17 protein-coding genes, 2 tRNA genes and 3 rRNA genes are annotated in these 18,140 nt (G+C 48.5%); 15 read left to right on the forward strand and 7 right to left on the reverse strand.

Annotated elements, in window-relative coordinates; all coding sequences use genetic code 11:
* Positions 1-12: 12 nt before the first annotated feature.
* From rplQ to RFN81_RS01630, 3 genes are all read left to right on the forward strand, one after another.
* Positions 13-405, forward strand: coding sequence for a 50S ribosomal protein L17 (gene rplQ / locus RFN81_RS01620; RefSeq protein WP_264497494.1), 393 nt, complete (start codon positions 13-15; stop codon positions 403-405).
* Positions 406-494: 89 nt separating this feature from the next.
* The gene (locus tag RFN81_RS01625; RefSeq protein ID WP_264497495.1) at positions 495-854 is read left to right on the forward strand and encodes a DUF1992 domain-containing protein; all 360 of its coding nucleotides are present in this window, start codon (positions 495-497) and stop codon (positions 852-854) included.
* 102 nt (positions 855-956) lie between these two features.
* The gene (locus RFN81_RS01630) at positions 957-1,172 is read left to right on the forward strand and encodes an alternative ribosome-rescue factor A (RefSeq protein ID WP_264497496.1); all 216 of its coding nucleotides are present in this window, start codon (positions 957-959) and stop codon (positions 1,170-1,172) included.
* A 26-nt stretch (positions 1,173-1,198) separates the two neighbouring features.
* Here RFN81_RS01630 and mscL read toward each other — a convergent pair whose 3' ends face one another.
* The 5 genes from mscL to def form a co-directional block, all read right to left on the reverse strand.
* Positions 1,199-1,612 carry a large-conductance mechanosensitive channel protein MscL gene (gene mscL / locus RFN81_RS01635; protein ID WP_264497497.1) on the reverse strand — a complete coding sequence of 138 codons (414 nt, stop codon included), beginning with the start codon at positions 1,610-1,612 and terminating at the stop codon, positions 1,199-1,201.
* 90 nt (positions 1,613-1,702) lie between these two features.
* Positions 1,703-3,079: a Trk system potassium transporter TrkA gene (trkA, locus tag RFN81_RS01640; RefSeq protein WP_264497498.1), complete on the reverse strand. Its 1,377-nt coding sequence runs from the start codon at positions 3,077-3,079 to the stop codon at positions 1,703-1,705.
* Between the two features lie 56 nt (positions 3,080-3,135).
* Positions 3,136-4,425 (reverse strand): 16S rRNA (cytosine(967)-C(5))-methyltransferase RsmB, encoded by a 1,290-nt coding sequence (rsmB, locus tag RFN81_RS01645; protein WP_264497499.1) that lies wholly within the window; start codon positions 4,423-4,425, stop codon positions 3,136-3,138.
* Between the two features lie 66 nt (positions 4,426-4,491).
* Positions 4,492-5,439 carry a methionyl-tRNA formyltransferase gene (gene fmt, locus RFN81_RS01650; RefSeq protein WP_264497500.1) on the reverse strand — a complete coding sequence of 316 codons (948 nt, stop codon included), beginning with the start codon at positions 5,437-5,439 and terminating at the stop codon, positions 4,492-4,494.
* A 24-nt stretch (positions 5,440-5,463) separates the two neighbouring features.
* Positions 5,464-5,976: a peptide deformylase gene (def, locus tag RFN81_RS01655; RefSeq protein WP_264497501.1), complete on the reverse strand. Its 513-nt coding sequence runs from the start codon at positions 5,974-5,976 to the stop codon at positions 5,464-5,466.
* Positions 5,977-6,103: 127 nt separating this feature from the next.
* Here def and dprA point away from each other — a divergent pair, with 127 nt between their 5' ends.
* From dprA to RFN81_RS01685, 6 genes are read left to right on the forward strand one after another with little or no spacing between them, the layout of a single operon-like run.
* Positions 6,104-7,225, forward strand: coding sequence for a DNA-protecting protein DprA (gene dprA / locus RFN81_RS01660; RefSeq protein WP_264497502.1), 1,122 nt, complete (start codon positions 6,104-6,106; stop codon positions 7,223-7,225).
* Positions 7,197-7,670 (forward strand): DUF494 family protein, encoded by a 474-nt coding sequence (locus tag RFN81_RS01665; RefSeq protein WP_264497503.1) that lies wholly within the window; start codon positions 7,197-7,199, stop codon positions 7,668-7,670. The genes dprA and RFN81_RS01665 overlap by 29 nt, the downstream gene beginning before the upstream one ends.
* Before the next feature lie 20 nt (positions 7,671-7,690).
* Positions 7,691-8,248 (forward strand): DNA topoisomerase family protein, encoded by a 558-nt coding sequence (locus tag RFN81_RS01670; protein ID WP_264497504.1) that lies wholly within the window; start codon positions 7,691-7,693, stop codon positions 8,246-8,248.
* Positions 8,248-8,814, forward strand: coding sequence for an L-threonylcarbamoyladenylate synthase type 1 TsaC (gene tsaC, locus RFN81_RS01675; RefSeq protein WP_264497505.1), 567 nt, complete (start codon positions 8,248-8,250; stop codon positions 8,812-8,814). Before RFN81_RS01670 ends, tsaC begins: the two co-directional genes overlap by 1 nt.
* Before the next feature lie 19 nt (positions 8,815-8,833).
* A complete protein-coding gene (gene aroE, locus RFN81_RS01680; protein ID WP_264497506.1) occupies positions 8,834-9,661 on the forward strand; it encodes a shikimate dehydrogenase in 828 nt (275 codons plus the stop codon).
* A complete protein-coding gene (locus RFN81_RS01685; protein WP_264497507.1) occupies positions 9,658-9,915 on the forward strand; it encodes a DUF1488 domain-containing protein in 258 nt (85 codons plus the stop codon). Before aroE ends, RFN81_RS01685 begins: the two co-directional genes overlap by 4 nt.
* Here RFN81_RS01685 and RFN81_RS01690 read toward each other — a convergent pair.
* A complete protein-coding gene (locus RFN81_RS01690) occupies positions 9,900-10,448 on the reverse strand; it encodes a gamma carbonic anhydrase family protein (RefSeq protein WP_264497508.1) in 549 nt (182 codons plus the stop codon). The two genes, RFN81_RS01685 and RFN81_RS01690, sit on opposite strands and share 16 nt — an antisense overlap.
* 488 nt (positions 10,449-10,936) lie before the next feature.
* On the opposite strand from RFN81_RS01690, the gene RFN81_RS01695 reads away from it, so the two are divergent.
* The 5 genes from RFN81_RS01695 to rrf all read left to right on the forward strand — a co-directional run bounded on the left by RFN81_RS01695 (position 10,937) and on the right by rrf (position 16,120).
* Positions 10,937-12,476, forward strand: a 16S ribosomal RNA gene (locus RFN81_RS01695).
* A gap of 72 nt (positions 12,477-12,548) precedes the next feature.
* A tRNA-Ile gene (locus RFN81_RS01700) sits at positions 12,549-12,625 on the forward strand.
* A 42-nt stretch (positions 12,626-12,667) separates the two neighbouring features.
* Positions 12,668-12,743, forward strand: a tRNA-Ala gene (locus RFN81_RS01705).
* A 218-nt stretch (positions 12,744-12,961) separates the two neighbouring features.
* Positions 12,962-15,867, forward strand: a 23S ribosomal RNA gene (locus RFN81_RS01710).
* Positions 15,868-16,004: 137 nt separating this feature from the next.
* Positions 16,005-16,120 (forward strand): 5S ribosomal RNA (gene rrf, locus RFN81_RS01715).
* The 16S, 23S and 5S rRNA genes sit together here with 2 tRNA genes alongside, the layout of an rRNA operon.
* Before the next feature lie 696 nt (positions 16,121-16,816).
* On the opposite strand, the gene hdfR is transcribed toward rrf, so the two are convergent.
* The gene (hdfR, locus tag RFN81_RS01720; RefSeq protein WP_264497509.1) at positions 16,817-17,644 is read right to left on the reverse strand and encodes an HTH-type transcriptional regulator HdfR; all 828 of its coding nucleotides are present in this window, start codon (positions 17,642-17,644) and stop codon (positions 16,817-16,819) included.
* Between the two features lie 119 nt (positions 17,645-17,763).
* Here hdfR and RFN81_RS01725 point away from each other — a divergent pair, with 119 nt between their 5' ends.
* Positions 17,764-18,102 carry a DUF413 domain-containing protein gene (locus RFN81_RS01725; protein WP_264497510.1) on the forward strand — a complete coding sequence of 113 codons (339 nt, stop codon included), beginning with the start codon at positions 17,764-17,766 and terminating at the stop codon, positions 18,100-18,102.
* The last annotated feature ends 38 nt before the right edge of the window (positions 18,103-18,140 follow it).

An 18,140-nucleotide genomic window follows, 5' to 3' on the forward strand; every position in this document is an offset into this window, starting at 1 on the left:
AAGGATAAGGTCATGCGCCATCGTAAGAGTGGTCGTCAACTGAACCGTAATAGCAGCCATCGTCAGGCTATGTTCCGTAACATGGCTAGTTCTTTGGTTCGTCATGAAATCATCAAGACGACCCTGCCGAAAGCGAAAGAGCTGCGTCGCGTTGTTGAACCGCTGATTACTCTTGCCAAGACCGATAGTGTTGCTAATCGTCGTCTGGCATTCGCCCGTACTCGTGATAACGAGATTGTGGCAAAATTGTTTAATGAACTGGGCCCGCGTTTCGCGAGCCGTGCTGGTGGCTACACTCGTATTATGAAGTGTGGTTTCCGTGCAGGTGATAACGCGCCGATGGCATACATCGAGCTAGTTGATCGCTCAGCTTCACAGACAGAAGAAGTGGCTGCTGCAGAGTAATCTGCAAAAGCATAAAAAACCGGGGTAACCCGGTTTTTTTACATCTGAAATTAACTTAGCTCTATTAATGAAGCGGGTAAGAGATTGCCATGTGGTTGATTGATGAGTTAGTTGAAAAACATATTCGTAAGGCTCAGGATGACGGTGTTTTTGACAACCTTCCTGGAACCGGTAGCCCTTTAATTCTTGATGACGATAGCGGTGTACCGCAGGAGCTAAGAATCGCCTATCGGTTACTCAAGAATGCTGGTTATTTGCCTGTAGAACTTCAAGAAAGGAAAGATGCCTTACAACTAGCTGACTTTCTTAGAACGATATCCTGCGATTCCTCTAAGTATGAGGAAGTATCTCGGCGCTTGCGCATGCTGGAATTTAGCTTGCAGCAGAAAGGGATCAATACTGACTTTCTCTATCAGGAATATAAAACACAGCTTAATAAAAAGCTCTAGTTACCAAAAGAATTCGTTCTCATCTTTCCATTGCTGCTTTATACTTCTCCAGATTTATTAATACATATACTACTCATTAGCTCAATTTTATTAGGAGTGATAATGACCACCTATCGTCATAGACGCGGAAAAATTCAGGACAACGTCATTGAAGCGTTGCTGCATGATCCACTGTTTCGTCAACGTATCGAAGTAAATGAAAAAGGGAAAGGAAGTTATCGCAGAAAAGAAAAGCATATTAAGAAAGGAGATTGGGAGGCCAGAGGTAAGCAATCAAATGATTGTTTACCTCTGGCCTTTCCGCTTCTTACGCGATGAGATAGATGCTGAATAGACTTTGATGTTTACGGTTTAGACTGCTGTTCTTTTAGCAAGTCGCGAATTTCAGACAACAATTTCTCTTCGGCACTAGGCTTTGGTGGTGCATCAGGCGCATCTTCTTGTTTACGCCGTAACTTATTCATTAGTTTTATTGCCATGAAAATGGCAAATGCGACAATGATAAAATCAAATATATTTTGAATGAAAACGCCATAGTTCATGACAACAGCGGGAATGTCGCCCTCTGCGTCACGAAGAATTAGGCTGAATTGTTTAAAATCAACACCGCCTATCAGAAGTCCGAGTGGTGGCATAATAATATCTGATACCAGCGAAGAGACAATTTTTCCAAAAGCTGCGCCAATAATGACCCCCACAGCTAAATCGACAACGTTGCCACGCATGGCAAATTCTCTAAATTCTTTAATGATGCTCATATCCACTCTCCTTGCCAAAAATATAAATTAATTCTAACCAATTGCCGCCTCTTTGCCAGATTATCTATTCGCGATAAACCTGTTCCTAGATTACAAGAAGAAGGGGCTAGGTTGAAATAGTCGTTCAACATCAGGCACAAATTTCTTGTCGGCTAAGAACATAATAAGATGGTCGCCTTGCTCAATTTTGCTATTTGTATTGGCAATAATGACATCATCGCCACGTACAATTGCGCCGATAGTCGTTCCGGGGGGAAGTTTGATCTCGTCAATCATTCTTCCGACAACTTTTGATGTACCCTCGTCGCCGTGGGCGATAGCCTCGATGGCCTCGGCAACACCGCGGCGTAAAGAAGACACGTTAACAATATCTGCCTTGCGGACATGGCTAAGTAGCGCAGAAATAGTGGCCTGTTGCGGAGAGATAGCGACATCAATGACGCTACCCTGAACCAGATCTACATAAGCCTGACGTTGGATGAGTACCATCACTTTTTTTGCCCCCATCCGCTTAGCTAGCATCGCTGACATAATATTTGCTTCATCATCATTGGTAATGGCGATGAAAACATCGATCTGTTCAATATGCTCCTCGGCGAGGAGCTCCTGGTCTGACGCATCGCCATGAAATATAACGGTGTTTTGCAAAAGTTCTGCTAGTTCTACAGCGCGATCGGCATCTCTCTCTATCAATTTGATACTGTAATCTTTTTCTAATCGTAGGGCTAAACCTGCACCGACATTTCCCCCACCGACGATCATAATTCTCTTATAAGGTTTCTCAAGTCGTTGCAATTCACTCATTACTGCGCGTATGTGTTGAGAAGCGGCAACGAAGAACACCTCGTCACCGGCTTCGATAATTGTTGAACCCTGCGGGCGGATAGGGCGATCGTGGCGGAAAATGGCAGCAACACGGGTATCCACATGAGGAATGTGTTCGCGTAGAGAGGTAAGCGCGTTTCCGACCAGTGGGCCGCCATAATAAGCATTAACGGCGACCAAGCATACTTTGCCTTCGGCGAAATTGACGACCTGAAGCGCCCCAGGATATTCGATCAGTTTATAAATATTGTCGATTACTAGCTGTTCTGGAGAGATAAGGTGATCGATGGGAACGGCCTCAGGCAAAAATAGCTGTTCTGATTCTCGGATGTATTCAGCGGCACGAATCCGCGCAATTCGATTTGGGGTTTTGAAAAGAGAATAAGCAATCTGGCACGCTACCATATTCGTTTCATCTGAATTGGTAACGGCGACTAACATATCTGCATCTTCCGCTCCCGCTTCACGTAGTACCCGCGGGTGAGAGGCATAGCCCGTAACGACGCGCAGATCAAACTTATCCTGAAGCTGGCGTAACCGGTTCGCATCAGTATCAACGACAGTGATGTCATTGTTTTCACCGGCTAGATTTTCCGCCAGTGTTCCACCGACCTGACCCGCGCCAAGGATGATAATTTTCATAATAAGCCATGCCGTTTATTGATTGCTGCCTGTTGCAGACAATACTGGGTTCAATATCAGTTTTTTACCAGCTTCGCATAAAAGAAACCATCGCCACCATCAGCATGAGGCAGCATCTGTATGCCTGGCAGTTCGCGTGTTCCCGTATCAACCAGTGTTGCATCGACATGGCGAGTCAGGAAATCAGCAACTTGTTGGGCATTTTCTTGTGGCAGAATGGAGCAAGTCGCGTAGACCATCGTTCCGCCTACTTTGAGATGTGGCCAGATGGCGTCAGAAATCTCTTTTTGCAGCGCAACCAGTTCCTCGATATCTCTGTCCCGGCGCAACCATTTAATATCTGGATGACGACGAATCACGCCAGTGGCGGAACAAGGGGCATCCAACAGAATACGGTCAAACATACGCCCTTTACACCACAAATCGGGGTAACGCCCATCGCCCTGTTTCACTTCTGCATGCATGTTCAATCGAAGTAAATTTTCTTTTACGCGACCTAAACGGGTTTCATCAATATCGACAGCGAGTACGTGAGATTGTGGCGCAGCTTCTAAAATGTGCGTCGTTTTACCTCCAGGTGCGGCGCAGAGGTCGAGGATATGCTCGCCATCTTGTGGATCGAGCCAATAGATGCAACCTTGAGCCGATGCATCCTGCACCGTCGCCCATCCTTGTGAAAATCCTGGTAATTGATCGACGGTACAAGGAGAAGCAAGCCGTACTGCATCAGTGAAAACAGTATGAGGGAATGCCTCAATTCCCTCTTGTGCCAGTAAATTTAAGTAGGCTTCCCGTGTATGGTGTAACCGATTTACGCGTAACCACATCGGAGGACGTTGATTATCCGCCTCAACGATGTCTTGCCATTGATGAGGATAGGCTTGCTCAATGCGTGCCAGCAGCCAGTTTGGATGCAGGTAGTGAGATGAGTGAGTTGCCTCACGCTGAATGAGTTCTTCCTGTTGGCGCTGAAATTGACGCAATACGCCATTTATCAGCCCTTTAAGCTGTGGCCGTTTTAGCGCAACGGCACCTTCTACCGTCTCTGCCAGACTCGCATGTGGTGGGATTCGCGTATAGTGCAGTTGGTAAATGCCGACCATAATGAGGTAATGCAGCGTGCGTTGTTTGCCCGTCAGGGGTTTTGCCATCAGCTGCTGAATACACCACTCCAACTGGGGTAAAACGCGCAATACGCCAAAGCAAAGCTCTTGTAAAAGCGCGCGATCTTTCTCGGAGACTTGACGCTGATAAACAGGTAATAAGGCACTAAGTGATTGTCCCTGATCCAGAACCTGTCCCACCACTTTTGCGGCAATACTGCGTAGATTGTATGAGCTTTTCATGTGTTAGCGATGACATATACGTAAAAAGAGAGGATATACCGGAATGACACCAGTATGAAAAATAGATTAGTCCAGAGTATTACCGGGAACGAACCACTCACGACGTGAGTTAAGCAAGTCCTGCGCGCCCATGATTTTTTTGCCTGCAGGCTGCAATTCCTTAATATTCAAGATGCCATTGGCTGTTGCTACCTGAATGCCTTGCTTGTCTGCCTGTATGATTGTACCTGGCTGTGAGCCATGGGCTTTGGCTATGACCTCAGCTTTCCACACTTTCACTGGCAGTTCATCGACGACGAAATAGCTGACTGGCCAAGGATTAAAAGCACGAATACAGCGCTCAAGCTGCTCTGCAGGTAACTGCCAGTTGAGACGAGCTTCTTCTTTGCTAAGTTTGTCTGCATAGGTGGCAAGAGCGTCATTTTGTTTTTCAGCAACAGCGCTGCCGTCAGCAAGCTGTTCCAGCGTTTCCAATAGGCCACGTGGCCCCAGTTCAGCAAGTTTATCGTACAACGTGGCGCTGGTATCCTGTGGCAGGATGGGGCACGCAAGTTTGTGCAGCATGGCGCCAGTATCCAGCCCGACATCCATTTGCATGATTGTCACTCCCGTTTCGCTATCTCCAGCCCACAACGCACGCTGAATGGGAGCGGCGCCGCGCCAGAGGGGCAATAGGGAACCGTGGACATTAATACAGCCAAGACGAGGCATCGATAATACGGGTTGCGGCAGAATTAAGCCGTAGGCGACAACGACCATAACATCGGCATCTAACGCCTGAACCATCGCCTGATTTTCTGCTGGTCGCAGAGAGTTAGGCTGAAAAACGGGAATGTTATGTTGATCTGCCAGTACTTTTACCGGACTGGGGGTGAGCTTGTTGCCTCTACCTGCTGGTCGGTCGGGCTGTGTAAAAACGCCGACGATCTCATGCACTGATGATAAAAGCGCGTCAAGGTGACGCGCTGCAAAATCCGGGGTGCCAGCAAAGATGATACGTAAAGAATCAGACACGATGCTTCCTGTCAGGATAAAAAATTATCGGGCACGGCTATTCTGCTTAGCCATTTTTTCTAACTTTTGACGAATGCGCTGGCGTTTAAGCGGGGAAAGGTAATCGATAAAGAGTTTTCCAACCAAATGGTCCATTTCATGCTGAATACAAATGGCCAGTAGGTCGCTTGCCTCGAGCTCAAACTCTTTACCTTCACGATCCAATGCTCGCACCCTGACGTGCTCTGCGCGAGGAACCAGCGCACGTGTTTCAGGAATCGACAAACAACCTTCTTCAATGCCAGTATCGCCACTCTTTTCAATCAGTTCGGGATTGATCAACACCAACCGTTGATTTCGTTCTTCAGAGACGTCAATCACGATAATACGCTGATGAATATCAACTTGTGTTGCAGCCAAACCGATACCCTCTTCTTCGTACATGGTATCGAACATATCATCCACGATACGTTGAATCTCTGCATTAACTTCTTTTACGGGTTGCGCAGTGATGCGAAGCCGCTCGTCTGGAAAATGTAATATCTGTAAAACTGACATATATATCTAGATCTGTATCTGAATAGTTAAAAGTATTGATTATCATTCTAGACATTTCCTGCTCTGATTGACAGCATCCACACTGAATTGCACCACTTATCTGAACATAGCGGAATAAGGGACGCTGATGCTATCAACGGAAATTTGGCTACGTATGACGGCCGTAAGGCATCTGAGCGCCGGGCGGGCTCGGGCTATTGTCAGAAGGCTTGTTGATGTAAACACGTTCGATAATGAGAGTCTGAGCACATTAGGTTTGTCTGATACTCAAATCGCACAATTCCATTCCTATGATCGTAAGAGCTTGGGAAAAACACTCGAGTGGTTGTCTTATCCCAATCATCATCTCGTGACGTGCGAGGATGCTCTGTATCCCTTTCTGTTGAGCAATATTCGCGATTTTCCGCTGTTGCTTTTTGTGTCTGGCTCTCCTGAGTTATTGGCATCGCCGCAAATAGCAATTATTGGTAGCCGAGGCAGCAGTGCTTACGGAGAACGCTGGGGACGATTTTTTGCTCAAGAACTTGCTGCCAATGACCTTACAGTGACAAGCGGGCTGGCAATTGGCATTGATGGTATTGCTCATCGTGCGGCTTTGGATGCAGAAGGGGGAACTATCGCTGTGTTGGGAAGTGGGCTGGAGAATATTTATCCTAAGCGGCACGCTAAGCTTGCAGAACGTATTTGTGACGATGGCGGTGCGCTGGTCTCAGAGTTTCCCCTCTCGATGCCCCCTTTCCCAACCAACTTTCCCAGAAGAAATCGCATCATTAGCGGATTAGGTATGGGAGTTCTGGTTATTGAGGCTTCGATTCGCAGCGGGTCGCTAGTCACAGCGCGTTATGCGTTAGAGCAAGGTCGGGAGGTTTTTGCTCTGCCAGGGCCAATCGGTAATCCTATGACAGAGGGAACACACTGGTTAATCCAACAAGGCGCTAGTCTGGTGGCACATCCGAAGGATATTCTTGAACAGTTAGGTGGTGGGTTACAGTGGTTACCGATGCAGAGCGAACAAACTTTTTCTACCGAAGAAGAGGATGACGAATTGCCATTTGCCGACGTGTTGGCTAACGTAGGGGATGAGGTTACACCTGTTGACGTCGTCGCTGAACGTGTCGGCCAACCTGTGCCAGAGATAGTTGTTAAGTTACTTGAACTGGAGTTAGCAGGGTGGATCGCTGCAGTACCCGGCGGCTATGTCCGATTGAGGAGAGCTGGCCATGTTCGACGTACTCATGTACTTGTTTGAGAGCTACATCCAAAATGAAACTGAAATACGTGTCGATCAGGATACGTTAACTGATGACCTCACCCGAGCTGGATTTCATCGTAACGATATCTATAGTGCGCTGAGCTGGCTGGAAAAATTGGCCGATATTCAGGAGGGGCAGACTGCCCCGCTTTATCTTGCTAACGATCCTCTGGCTATGCGGATCTATACACGGGATGAAGAGCTGCGTCTTGATGCGGATTGTCGAGGCTTTTTATTATTCCTTGAGCAAATTCAGGTTCTGAGTCTTGAAACTCGGGAAATGATTATTGAACGCGTCATGGCGTTGGAAACGCAGGAATTTGATCTTGAAGATCTGAAGTGGGTTATTCTCATGGTGCTTTTCAATGTCCCAGGGTGTGAAAATGCCTATCAGCAAATGGAAGAATTACTCTTCGAGGTCAATGACGGTTATGTGCAATAGCCAAAGGAATAACAGTTCGAATGGCTAAACCTGCATTGTTTGCTGAAAAAAAACAGGAAATCTGTCCAGACTGTGGGGCGGTTTTGGTTATCCGTTCTGGTCGGAATGGCCCATTCTTAGGCTGCTCTACTTATCCAGAATGCGAATTCATTCGCCCACTGAAAGCGCAAGTTGATGGACATATCGTCAAAGTGTTGGATGGGCAGCAGTGCCCGCTTTGTCAGTCGACATTGGTACTAAGGCAAGGCCGTTATGGGATGTTCATCGGCTGTAGCAATTACCCTGAATGTCGTCACACCGAGGCGATTGATCGCCCTGATGAAACGGCGATTCGATGTCCACAGTGTAATGTAGGAACGTTGTTACAGCGTAAATCTCGCTATGGCAAGGTGTTTCATTCCTGCGATCGCTATCCCGATTGCCAGTTTACGTTAAACCATAAGCCGGTAGCGGGTGAATGTCCTTCTTGCCATTACACTTTATTGGTTGAGAAAAAAACGGCACAAGGCACCAGGCTATTTTGTGCCAGTAAATTATGTGGAAAACCTATAGCGGCAGAAATTGACAAGAATGAGTAATGTGTGTGCCTAATGAATTAATGATGTCCGTCTTGCAGGAATTACATAACGAGCAGGTTATTGCGTATCCAACTGAAGCAGTATTCGGGTTGGGATGCGATCCTGATAGTGAAGTGGCGGTTAATCGTCTGCTGGCCTTAAAACAACGCCCCTGGCAAAAGGGGCTGATCCTGGTTGCGGCAGATTTTAGCCAATTGGCTCCTTATATTGATGACAGCGTGTTATCTGACGAGCAGAAGGCGATGATGTTTTCCACATGGCCTGGGCCGGTTACTTGGGTATTACCTGCAAAACGCACGACCCCTCAATGGTTAACGGGGCGATTTTCTTCGCTTGCAGTGCGCGTTAGTGACCACTCGTTAGTTAAAGAATTGTGTCGTCATTACGGTAAACCGTTGGTGTCGACCAGCGCCAATTTAAGTGGTCAGCCTCCTTGTCGCACGGCTCTTGAAGTTTCTCAACAGTTTGGTGATGATTTTCCTGTGCTAGTTGGGGATGTCGGAGGACGAATGAACCCGTCGGAAATCAGGGATGTTTTAACAGGCGAACTTATTCGTCAGGGGTAGCGGCAAATTGGAGAAAAACGTGTCTGAAGTAACGTCTTTTGCAGTTTTTGGTAATCCGATTGCGCATAGTAAATCACCTCGCATACATGAGTTATTTGCTGCCCAGACGGGGATAACGTTGACGTACGAGCGTGTTTTAGCGTCTCTGGATGATTTTGAGCAAATGCTACGCCAATATTTTCTCGATGGTGCTTGGGGTGCTAACGTGACTGCGCCCTTCAAAGAGCGCGCCTTTGCCGAAGCCGATGAGCATAGCGAACGCGCGGCGCTAGCTGGGGCGGTCAATACATTGAAGAGGCTGAGTGACGGTCGCCTGTTTGGTGATAATACGGATGGCATTGGTTTACTCAGCGATCTGCAGCGATTGGCGCTGGTGAAGCCGTCGGATCGTGTGTTGCTGGTGGGGGCTGGTGGCGCGGCTCGTGGGGTTATCCAGCCTTTGCTGTCTTATGGCTGTACGGTTGTGCTGACGAATAGGACTTTTTCCAAGGCTGATGATTTGGTTAAGGTTTTCAGTGGTGTTGGGGAAATTAAAGCTGTTGCCCTAGACGAGTTACATAGTCAGTCGTTCGATCTGATCATTAATGCGACATCTTCTGGGATATATGACAGTATTCCTAACTTACCGCCAGAACTCATCTCGTCGAAAACGTGCTGTTATGACATGTTCTATCTGCCGCAATTGACACCTTTTTTGTCATGGTGTGTACAGCATGGTGCTACCCGTTATGCAGATGGCTTGGGAATGTTGGTAGGGCAAGCGGCACATGCGTTCAAGCTTTGGCATGGCGTTATGCCTGATGTGGAACCCGTGATCGATTTACTAGAGCAAGAGCTTACGACGTGAATCAGGCGATCCAGTTCCCTGACCGCGAAAGTTGGGATGAAAAGGTCATGGCGATCCGCTTTCCCGTTTTAGTGAATGGCTTTCAGCAGGAATGTTTAGTGAGTGCAGAGCTGCTTCAGCAACGCTATGGTGGTAATAGCCCTGAACAGTGGCTGTCGCTGTTCAGGGAATATCGATGGGACCTTGAAGATGAATTGGAGAAAATGATCGTTGCTGAAGAATGGGATGATGAAGGTTACTACTCGTTGTCCTGAGCGAGATATTCATCTTTCCAACGAACATAGTTGTTTGCCGAGTAAATCAATCCTTCTATTTCTTCTTGTGTCAGAGGCCTAATTTTTTTGACTGGGCTGCCGAGGTATAGATGTCCCGTTTCTAGTCGTTTTCCTGGAGGGACCAGGCTACCAGCACCAATCATGACATCATCTTCAACAATTACGCCATCCAGAAGTATTGACCCCATTCCTACCAAAACCCGATTTCCTATTTGGCAACCATGCAGCATCGCTTTATGGCCCACCGTGACATCTTCCCCAATAATAAGCGGGTAACCTTCTGGTCTTTTCTCTGAACAGTGGGTAATGTGGAGTACTGATCCATCCTGAATATTACTTCTCGCACCAATAGTGATGTAGTTAACATCGCCACGTATGGCGACAAGTGGCCAGATACTGACATCATTGCCTAGTGTTACCTTGCCAACCACCACGCTAGAATGATCGACCATGACTCTTTCGCCTAAAACGGGAGAAATGCCGTTATAACGACGGAATGTTTTTGCATTCATCGACAACCTCTTAGTTATTTTCCATATACTGATTATTCGCATTACAGACAAAATATCGACAGATATGAGACATCGGCAACTGAAAAGTAATGTGGCGCGAGCGAAGCTTCATCACAAAGGGTGAAAAACGCTCGAACAGAAAGAAAGATCGAGAAAGTTGTTGTGTAATGGCAATTTATCCCTATAATGCGCCACCACTGACACGGCAACAGCGACACGCGGTTGTGGTGGAAAGGAAAAAGATTCAACGAAGGCAGTCAGTCATGACTTGACTTCACAGCGGAAACGCATAACATATGCGCCCGCGCCGCAGTACGCTGCGGCACTGCTCTTTAACAATTCAATCAGACAATCTGTGTGGGCACTCACAAGACCGTATCTTAACGATATAAAAAGTCTTGAAGAGTGAACAACAGTAAATTCATTACGAATAAACAGTTTTAATTCTTTGAGCATGGCTGACGAGTTCAGCAAATCAAACAAATCTTAAATTGAAGAGTTTGATCATGGCTCAGATTGAACGCTGGCGGCAGGCCTAACACATGCAAGTCGAGCGGTAACACAGAGAGCTTGCTCTCGGGTGACGAGCGGCGGACGGGTGAGTAATGTCTGGGAAACTGCCTGATGGAGGGGGATAACTACTGGAAACGGTAGCTAATACCGCATAATGTCGCAAGACCAAAGAGGGGGACCTTAGGGCCTCTTGCCATCGGATGTGCCCAGATGGGATTAGCTAGTAGGTGAGGTAAAGGCTCACCTAGGCGACGATCCCTAGCTGGTCTGAGAGGATGACCAGCCACACTGGAACTGAGACACGGTCCAGACTCCTACGGGAGGCAGCAGTGGGGAATATTGCACAATGGGCGCAAGCCTGATGCAGCCATGCCGCGTGTGTGAAGAAGGCCTTCGGGTTGTAAAGCACTTTCAGCGGGGAGGAAGGCGTGAGAGCGAATACCTTTCATGATTGACGTTACCCGCAGAAGAAGCACCGGCTAACTCCGTGCCAGCAGCCGCGGTAATACGGAGGGTGCAAGCGTTAATCGGAATGACTGGGCGTAAAGCGCACGCAGGCGGTTTGTTAAGTTGGATGTGAAATCCCCGGGCTTAACCTGGGAACTGCATTCAAAACTGACAGGCTAGAGTCTTGTAGAGGGGGGTAGAATTCCAGGTGTAGCGGTGAAATGCGTAGAGATCTGGAGGAATACCGGTGGCGAAGGCGGCCCCCTGGACAAAGACTGACGCTCAGGTGCGAAAGCGTGGGGAGCAAACAGGATTAGATACCCTGGTAGTCCACGCTGTAAACGATGTCGACTTGGAGGTTGTGCCCTAGAGGCGTGGCTTCCGGAGCTAACGCGTTAAGTCGACCGCCTGGGGAGTACGGCCGCAAGGTTAAAACTCAAATGAATTGACGGGGGCCCGCACAAGCGGTGGAGCATGTGGTTTAATTCGATGCAACGCGAAGAACCTTACCTACTCTTGACATCCACAGAATTTGGTAGAGATACCTTAGTGCCTTCGGGAACTGTGAGACAGGTGCTGCATGGCTGTCGTCAGCTCGTGTTGTGAAATGTTGGGTTAAGTCCCGCAACGAGCGCAACCCTTATCCTTTGTTGCCAGCGATTAGGTCGGGAACTCAAAGGAGACTGCCGGTGATAAACCGGAGGAAGGTGGGGATGACGTCAAGTCATCATGGCCCTTACGAGTAGGGCTACACACGTGCTACAATGGCGTATACAAAGAGAAGCGAGCCTGCGAGGGTGAGCGGACCTCATAAAGTACGTCGTAGTCCGGATTGGAGTCTGCAACTCGACTCCATGAAGTCGGAATCGCTAGTAATCGTAGATCAGAATGCTACGGTGAATACGTTCCCGGGCCTTGTACACACCGCCCGTCACACCATGGGAGTGGGTTGCAAAAGAAGTAGGTAGCTTAACCTTCGGGGGGGCGCTTACCACTTTGTGATTCATGACTGGGGTGAAGTCGTAACAAGGTAACCGTAGGGGAACCTGCGGTTGGATCACCTCCTTAGCAAGAAGATATGGATTGAGTGAAGTGCTCACACAGATTGTCTGATGAAGATAGCGAGCAGAATACCTTAATAGGCTTGTAGCTCAGGTGGTTAGAGCGCACCCCTGATAAGGGTGAGGTCGGTGGTTCAAGTCCACTCAGGCCTACCAACTCTTCCATGAGTGGTAATTAGGGTGACTGCGAGTAGCGATGGGGCTATAGCTCAGCTGGGAGAGCGCCTGCTTTGCACGCAGGAGGTCTGCGGTTCGATCCCGCATAGCTCCACCATTAAAAAGACTTCAGAGTGTATTGGAAACAGTATGCTGCGAAGTATTTTGCTCTTTAACAATCTGGAACAAGCTGAAAATTGAAACATGACAGCGGAATAATCGTGAATACCTTGGCTATTTATGGGTAAACACGGTGAATTTGTCTGTCAATGAGTCTCTCAAATAATCACAGCGCGATGATGACTTTGGTTTATCAAAGACACCTTCGGGTTGTGAGGTTAAGCGACTAAGCGTACACGGTGGATGCCTAGGCAGTCAGAGGCGATGAAGGGCGTGCTAATCTGCGAAAAGCGTCGGTAAGCTGATATGAAGCGTTATACCCGACGATACCCGAATGGGGAAACCCAGTGTGTTTAGACACACTATCATGACATGAATCCATAGTGTCATGAGGCGAACCGGGGGAACTGAAACATCTCAGTACCCCGAGGAAAAGAAATCAACCGAGATTCCCCCAGTAGCGGCGAGCGAACGGGGAAGAGCCCAGAACCTGAATCAGTGTGTGTATTAGTGGAAGCGTCTGGAAAGTCGCACAGTAAAGGGTGATAGTCCCGTACACAAAAATGCACAGGCTGTGAGTTCGATGAGTAGGGCGGGACACGTGATATCCTGTCTGAAGATGGGGGGACCATCCTCCAAGGCTAAATACTCCTGACTGACCGATAGTGAACCAGTACCGTGAGGGAAAGGCGAAAAGAACCCCGGCGAGGGGAGTGAAATAGAACCTGAAACCGTGTACGTACAAGCAGTGGAAGCCCACTAGTTGGGTGACTGCGTACCTTTTGTATAATGGGTCAGCGACTTATATTCTGTAGCAAGGTTAACCGAATAGGGGAGCCGGAGGGAAACCGAGTCTTAACTGGGCGTTAAGTTGCAGGGTATAGACCCGAAACCCGGTGATCTAGCCATGGGCAGGTTGAAGGTTGGGTAACACTAACTGGAGGACCGAACCGACTAATGTTGAAAAATTAGCGGATGACTTGTGGCTGGGGGTGAAAGGCCAATCAAACCGGGAGATAGCTGGTTCTCCCCGAAAGCTATTTAGGTAGCGCCTCGTGAATTCATCTTGGGGGGTAGAGCACTGTTTCGGCTAGGGGGTCATCCCGACTTACCAACCCGATGCAAACTACGAATACCGAAGAATGTTATCACGGGAGACACACGGCGGGTGCTAACGTTCGTCGTGAAGAGGGAAACAACCCAGACCGCCAGCTAAGGTCCCAAAGTCATGGTTAAGTGGGAAACGATGTGGGAAGGCCTAGACAGCCAGGATGTTGGCTTAGAAGCAGCCATCATTTAAAGAAAGCGTAATAGCTCACTGGTCGAGTCGGCCTGCGCGGAAGATGTAACGGGGCTAAACCATGCACCGAAGCTGCGGCAGCGACACTAAGGTGTTGTTGGGTAGGGGAGCGTTCTGTAAGCCTGCGAAGGTGGCCTGTGAGGGCTGCTGGAGGTATCAGAAGTGCGAATGCTGACATAAGTAACGATAATGCGGGTGAAAAACCCGCACGCCGGAAGACCAAGGGTTCCTGTCCAACGTTAATCGGGGCAGGGTGAGTCGACCCCTAAGGCGAGGCCGAAAGGCGTAGTCGATGGGAAACAGGTTAATATTCCTGTACTGGGTGTGACTGCGAAGGGGGGACGGAGAAAGCTAGGTTATCCGGGCGACGGTTGTCCCGGTTTAAGCGTGAAGGTGGATGACTTAGGAAAATCCGGGTCATTGTTAACACTGAGGCGTGATGACGAGTCACTACGGTGATGAAGTAACCGATGCTACGCTTCCAGGAAAAGCCTCTAAGCACCAGGTCACATCGAATCGTACCCCAAACCGACACAGGTGGTCAGGTAGAGAATACTCAGGCGCTTGAGAGAACTCGGGTGAAGGAACTAGGCAAAATGGTGCCGTAACTTCGGGAGAAGGCACGCTGGAGTTGGTGAAGTCCCTGGCGGATGGAGCTAAGACCAGTCGAAGATACCAGCTGGCTGCAACTGTTTATTAAAAACACAGCACTGTGCAAACACGAAAGTGGACGTATACGGTGTGACGCCTGCCCGGTGCCGGAAGGTTAATTGATGGGGTAAGCCGCAAGGCGAAGCTCTTGATCGAAGCCCCGGTAAACGGCGGCCGTAACTATAACGGTCCTAAGGTAGCGAAATTCCTTGTCGGGTAAGTTCCGACCTGCACGAATGGCGTAATGATGGCCAGGCTGTCTCCACCCGAGACTCAGTGAAATTGAACTCGCTGTGAAGATGCAGTGTACCCGCGGCAAGACGGAAAGACCCCGTGAACCTTTACTATAGCTTGACACTGAACCTTGAGCCTTGATGTGTAGGATAGGTGGGAGGCTTTGAAGCGTGGACGCCAGTCTGCGTGGAGCCAACCTTGAAATACCACCCTTTAATGTTTGATGTTCTAACGTGGGCCCCTGAGCGGGGTTGCGGACAGTGTCTGGTGGGTAGTTTGACTGGGGCGGTCTCCTCCCAAAGCGTAACGGAGGAGCACGAAGGTTAGCTAATCCTGGTCGGACATCAGGAGGTTAGTGCAAAGGCATAAGCTAGCTTGACTGCGAGAGTGACAGCTCGAGCAGGTGCGAAAGCAGGTCTTAGTGATCCGGTGGTTCTGAATGGAAGGGCCATCGCTCAACGGATAAAAGGTACTCCGGGGATAACAGGCTGATACCGCCCAAGAGTTCATATCGACGGCGGTGTTTGGCACCTCGATGTCGGCTCATCACATCCTGGGGCTGAAGTAGGTCCCAAGGGTATGGCTGTTCGCCATTTAAAGTGGTACGCGAGCTGGGTTTAGAACGTCGTGAGACAGTTCGGTCCCTATCTGCCGTGGGCGTAGGAAGATTGAGAGGGGTTGCTCCTAGTACGAGAGGACCGGAGTGAACGCACCGCTGGTGTACGGGTTGTGATGCCAATTGCATTGCCCGGTAGCTACGTGCGGAAGAGATAACCGCTGAAAGCATCTAAGCGGGAAACTTGCCTCGAGATGAGTCTTCCCTGGGCACAAGATGCCCCTGAAGGGCCGTTGAAGACGACGACGTAGATAGGCTGGGTGTGTAAGCGTAGCGATACGTTGAGCTGACCAGTACTAATGACCCGAGAGGCTTAACCTTACAACACCGAAGGTGTTTTGAGAGATGAAAGACGCATAGAGAACGATATTCAGCTTGTTTTAGGATTGGTTCTGATGGTTACGGAGATGACAAAGAAGGGAGTCATGTTAAGTAACGGTCGGAATGAAACAGATTTGCCTGGCGGCGATAGCGCGGTGGTCCCACCTGACCCCATGCCGAACTCAGAAGTGAAACGCCGTAGCGCCGATGGTAGTGTGGGGTCTCCCCATGTGAGAGTAGGGAACTGCCAGGCATCAAATAAGTGGAAAGCCCCTGTCGCAAGACAGGGGCTTTTTGCTTTATCTGTTTGTCGGTGAGCGCGCTTTGTAACAGGACAACTCCGCCGGGCGCGGAGTCGCACGTTGCGAAGCAACGGCCCGAAGGGGGAGGGTAGGACCGTCCGCCATAAGTTGCTCTATCCCTGGAATTGTCATCACCTAATAACACCACCATTTCATCATCTACTGGTATCTACTAGTTTTTGATATCTTAGCGGCTTTCCCGAGCAAGGAACGCTCTGCTTTTTGATGAATTTATCCTCTTCCAGTTCGGCGATTTTAGCTTTAAGGCGTCGAATATCCAGTGCCTGTTGAGAAAGGTGTGGCGTGTTATAGAACATGCATTCGCTTTATCCTGATAGCATTTGTCTCAGTTAATGGGATGGACTACCTCTTCCTACTGAGGTTAACTGAACAAAATACATTCAGCGGGGGCGTTGTTATGAATGTCATCTATCCGGGTATTGGTCTGGCTATACATTTTTCAGTTTTATGAGGTAAATCAGACGGGTAGGCCAGTTTATAAAAAACGTACTGACCGTAAAACGTTACTCAGATCGTCGCGAATATTTTCAGCCTGCCAGAAAATAGCCAAAGTTAAAGGCATCGGACCTAAAACAGGCGCAGCAGTCATACCTTAGCGTGCCTACGTTGAGCTTGAACCAACGAGATTATGGATAAATCACAATAGGTGTTTTTAGTAACTGACGAATCATCGTCTGCTGATCGCTGTTTTGTAGCCAAACTGCATAAAATGGGCGTACAACGGGCAAGCCATCTCCGACTAAGCGCAAACTTGGGTATGCTTGTAGCCAATGGCTAGGCAAAAATGCACATCCTCCAGTTGTTTTAAGTAGTTGGCGAGTTAAATGAGCCGATGTCGTTGTCAAAACGGGGAGTTGATCGCTGGTTAATAGACGATGATCTTGCTGGTGAAAGTCGGCGCCCCATTCCAATTTTATATAGGTGAATTCTTGTCCAGGGGGGTGAGTTTCTGCAGCGAATAGCGAAAGAGAAAAATTTCCTAGCAACTGGCTTGCCAACTCTTCCATTTTGGGTTGTTCGGTCGTAATCAGGAGATCTAATTGGCGTTCGTGAAGTTGTTTTACAAGTGAATGACGTAAGGCAATACGTGCTTCTAGTTGTAGCAGTGGATGCTGCTGGTACAGAGATTGTAACCAGGGCGTTAGGTATGCTTCCCATAGAGAAGCCGTTGCCCCCACTGAAAGCTGGCTGTGTTGCTGGGAACGAGCGACTTCTTTTTTAGCGATCTGCCAGGTACTAATCAGGCTTTCAGCATATGGCAGCAACCGTTCTCCTGCGGGGGTCAAACGTATATTGTTCCGGTGGCGAGTGAACAGATTGGCACCAAGTTGAGTCTCTAGTTGGCGAATCCTAAAACTCACTGCCGACTGCGTTAAATACAGAGATTCGGCGGCACGACCAAAGTGTCTTGTCCTGCTGACTTCCAGAAAGGTTTTCAATAATTCGGTATCCACACCTATCTCCAAAAAATTTTGTCGTAATGATTTAAATGTTTTGTTTTACACAGTGTCAAGCCTATCTAATACTCCGCGCCATAAACAACACGACCATAGAATAATTAGGAGCGTGTAAGATGGCAGAAAGCTTCTCTACCACTCATCGTTTTTTTGATAACAAGTTCTACCCTCGCGGTTTTTCTCGACATGGTGATTTTACCATTAAAGAAGCACAACTGCTGGAACGCTACGGTTATGCCTTCAATGAGCTGGATTTAGGTAAACGTGAACCTGTGACAGAGGAAGAAGTATTGTTTGTCGCAATGTGTCGCGGTGAGCGTAAAGCGGAAACGGAACTGGAAAAAATCTGGTCTAAATATTTGGATCGTATTCGCCGGCCTAAACGCTTCCATACGCTGTCTGGCGGTAAGCCGCAGATGGATGTGGTGGAAGAATACATTGAAAGTGATGACTGATTAACAATAGACATACCGACAACAAAAATTGTTGGTGT

The organism is Pectobacterium cacticida, assembly GCF_036885195.1.
GTDB lineage: Bacteria > Pseudomonadota > Gammaproteobacteria > Enterobacterales > Enterobacteriaceae > Pectobacterium > Pectobacterium cacticida.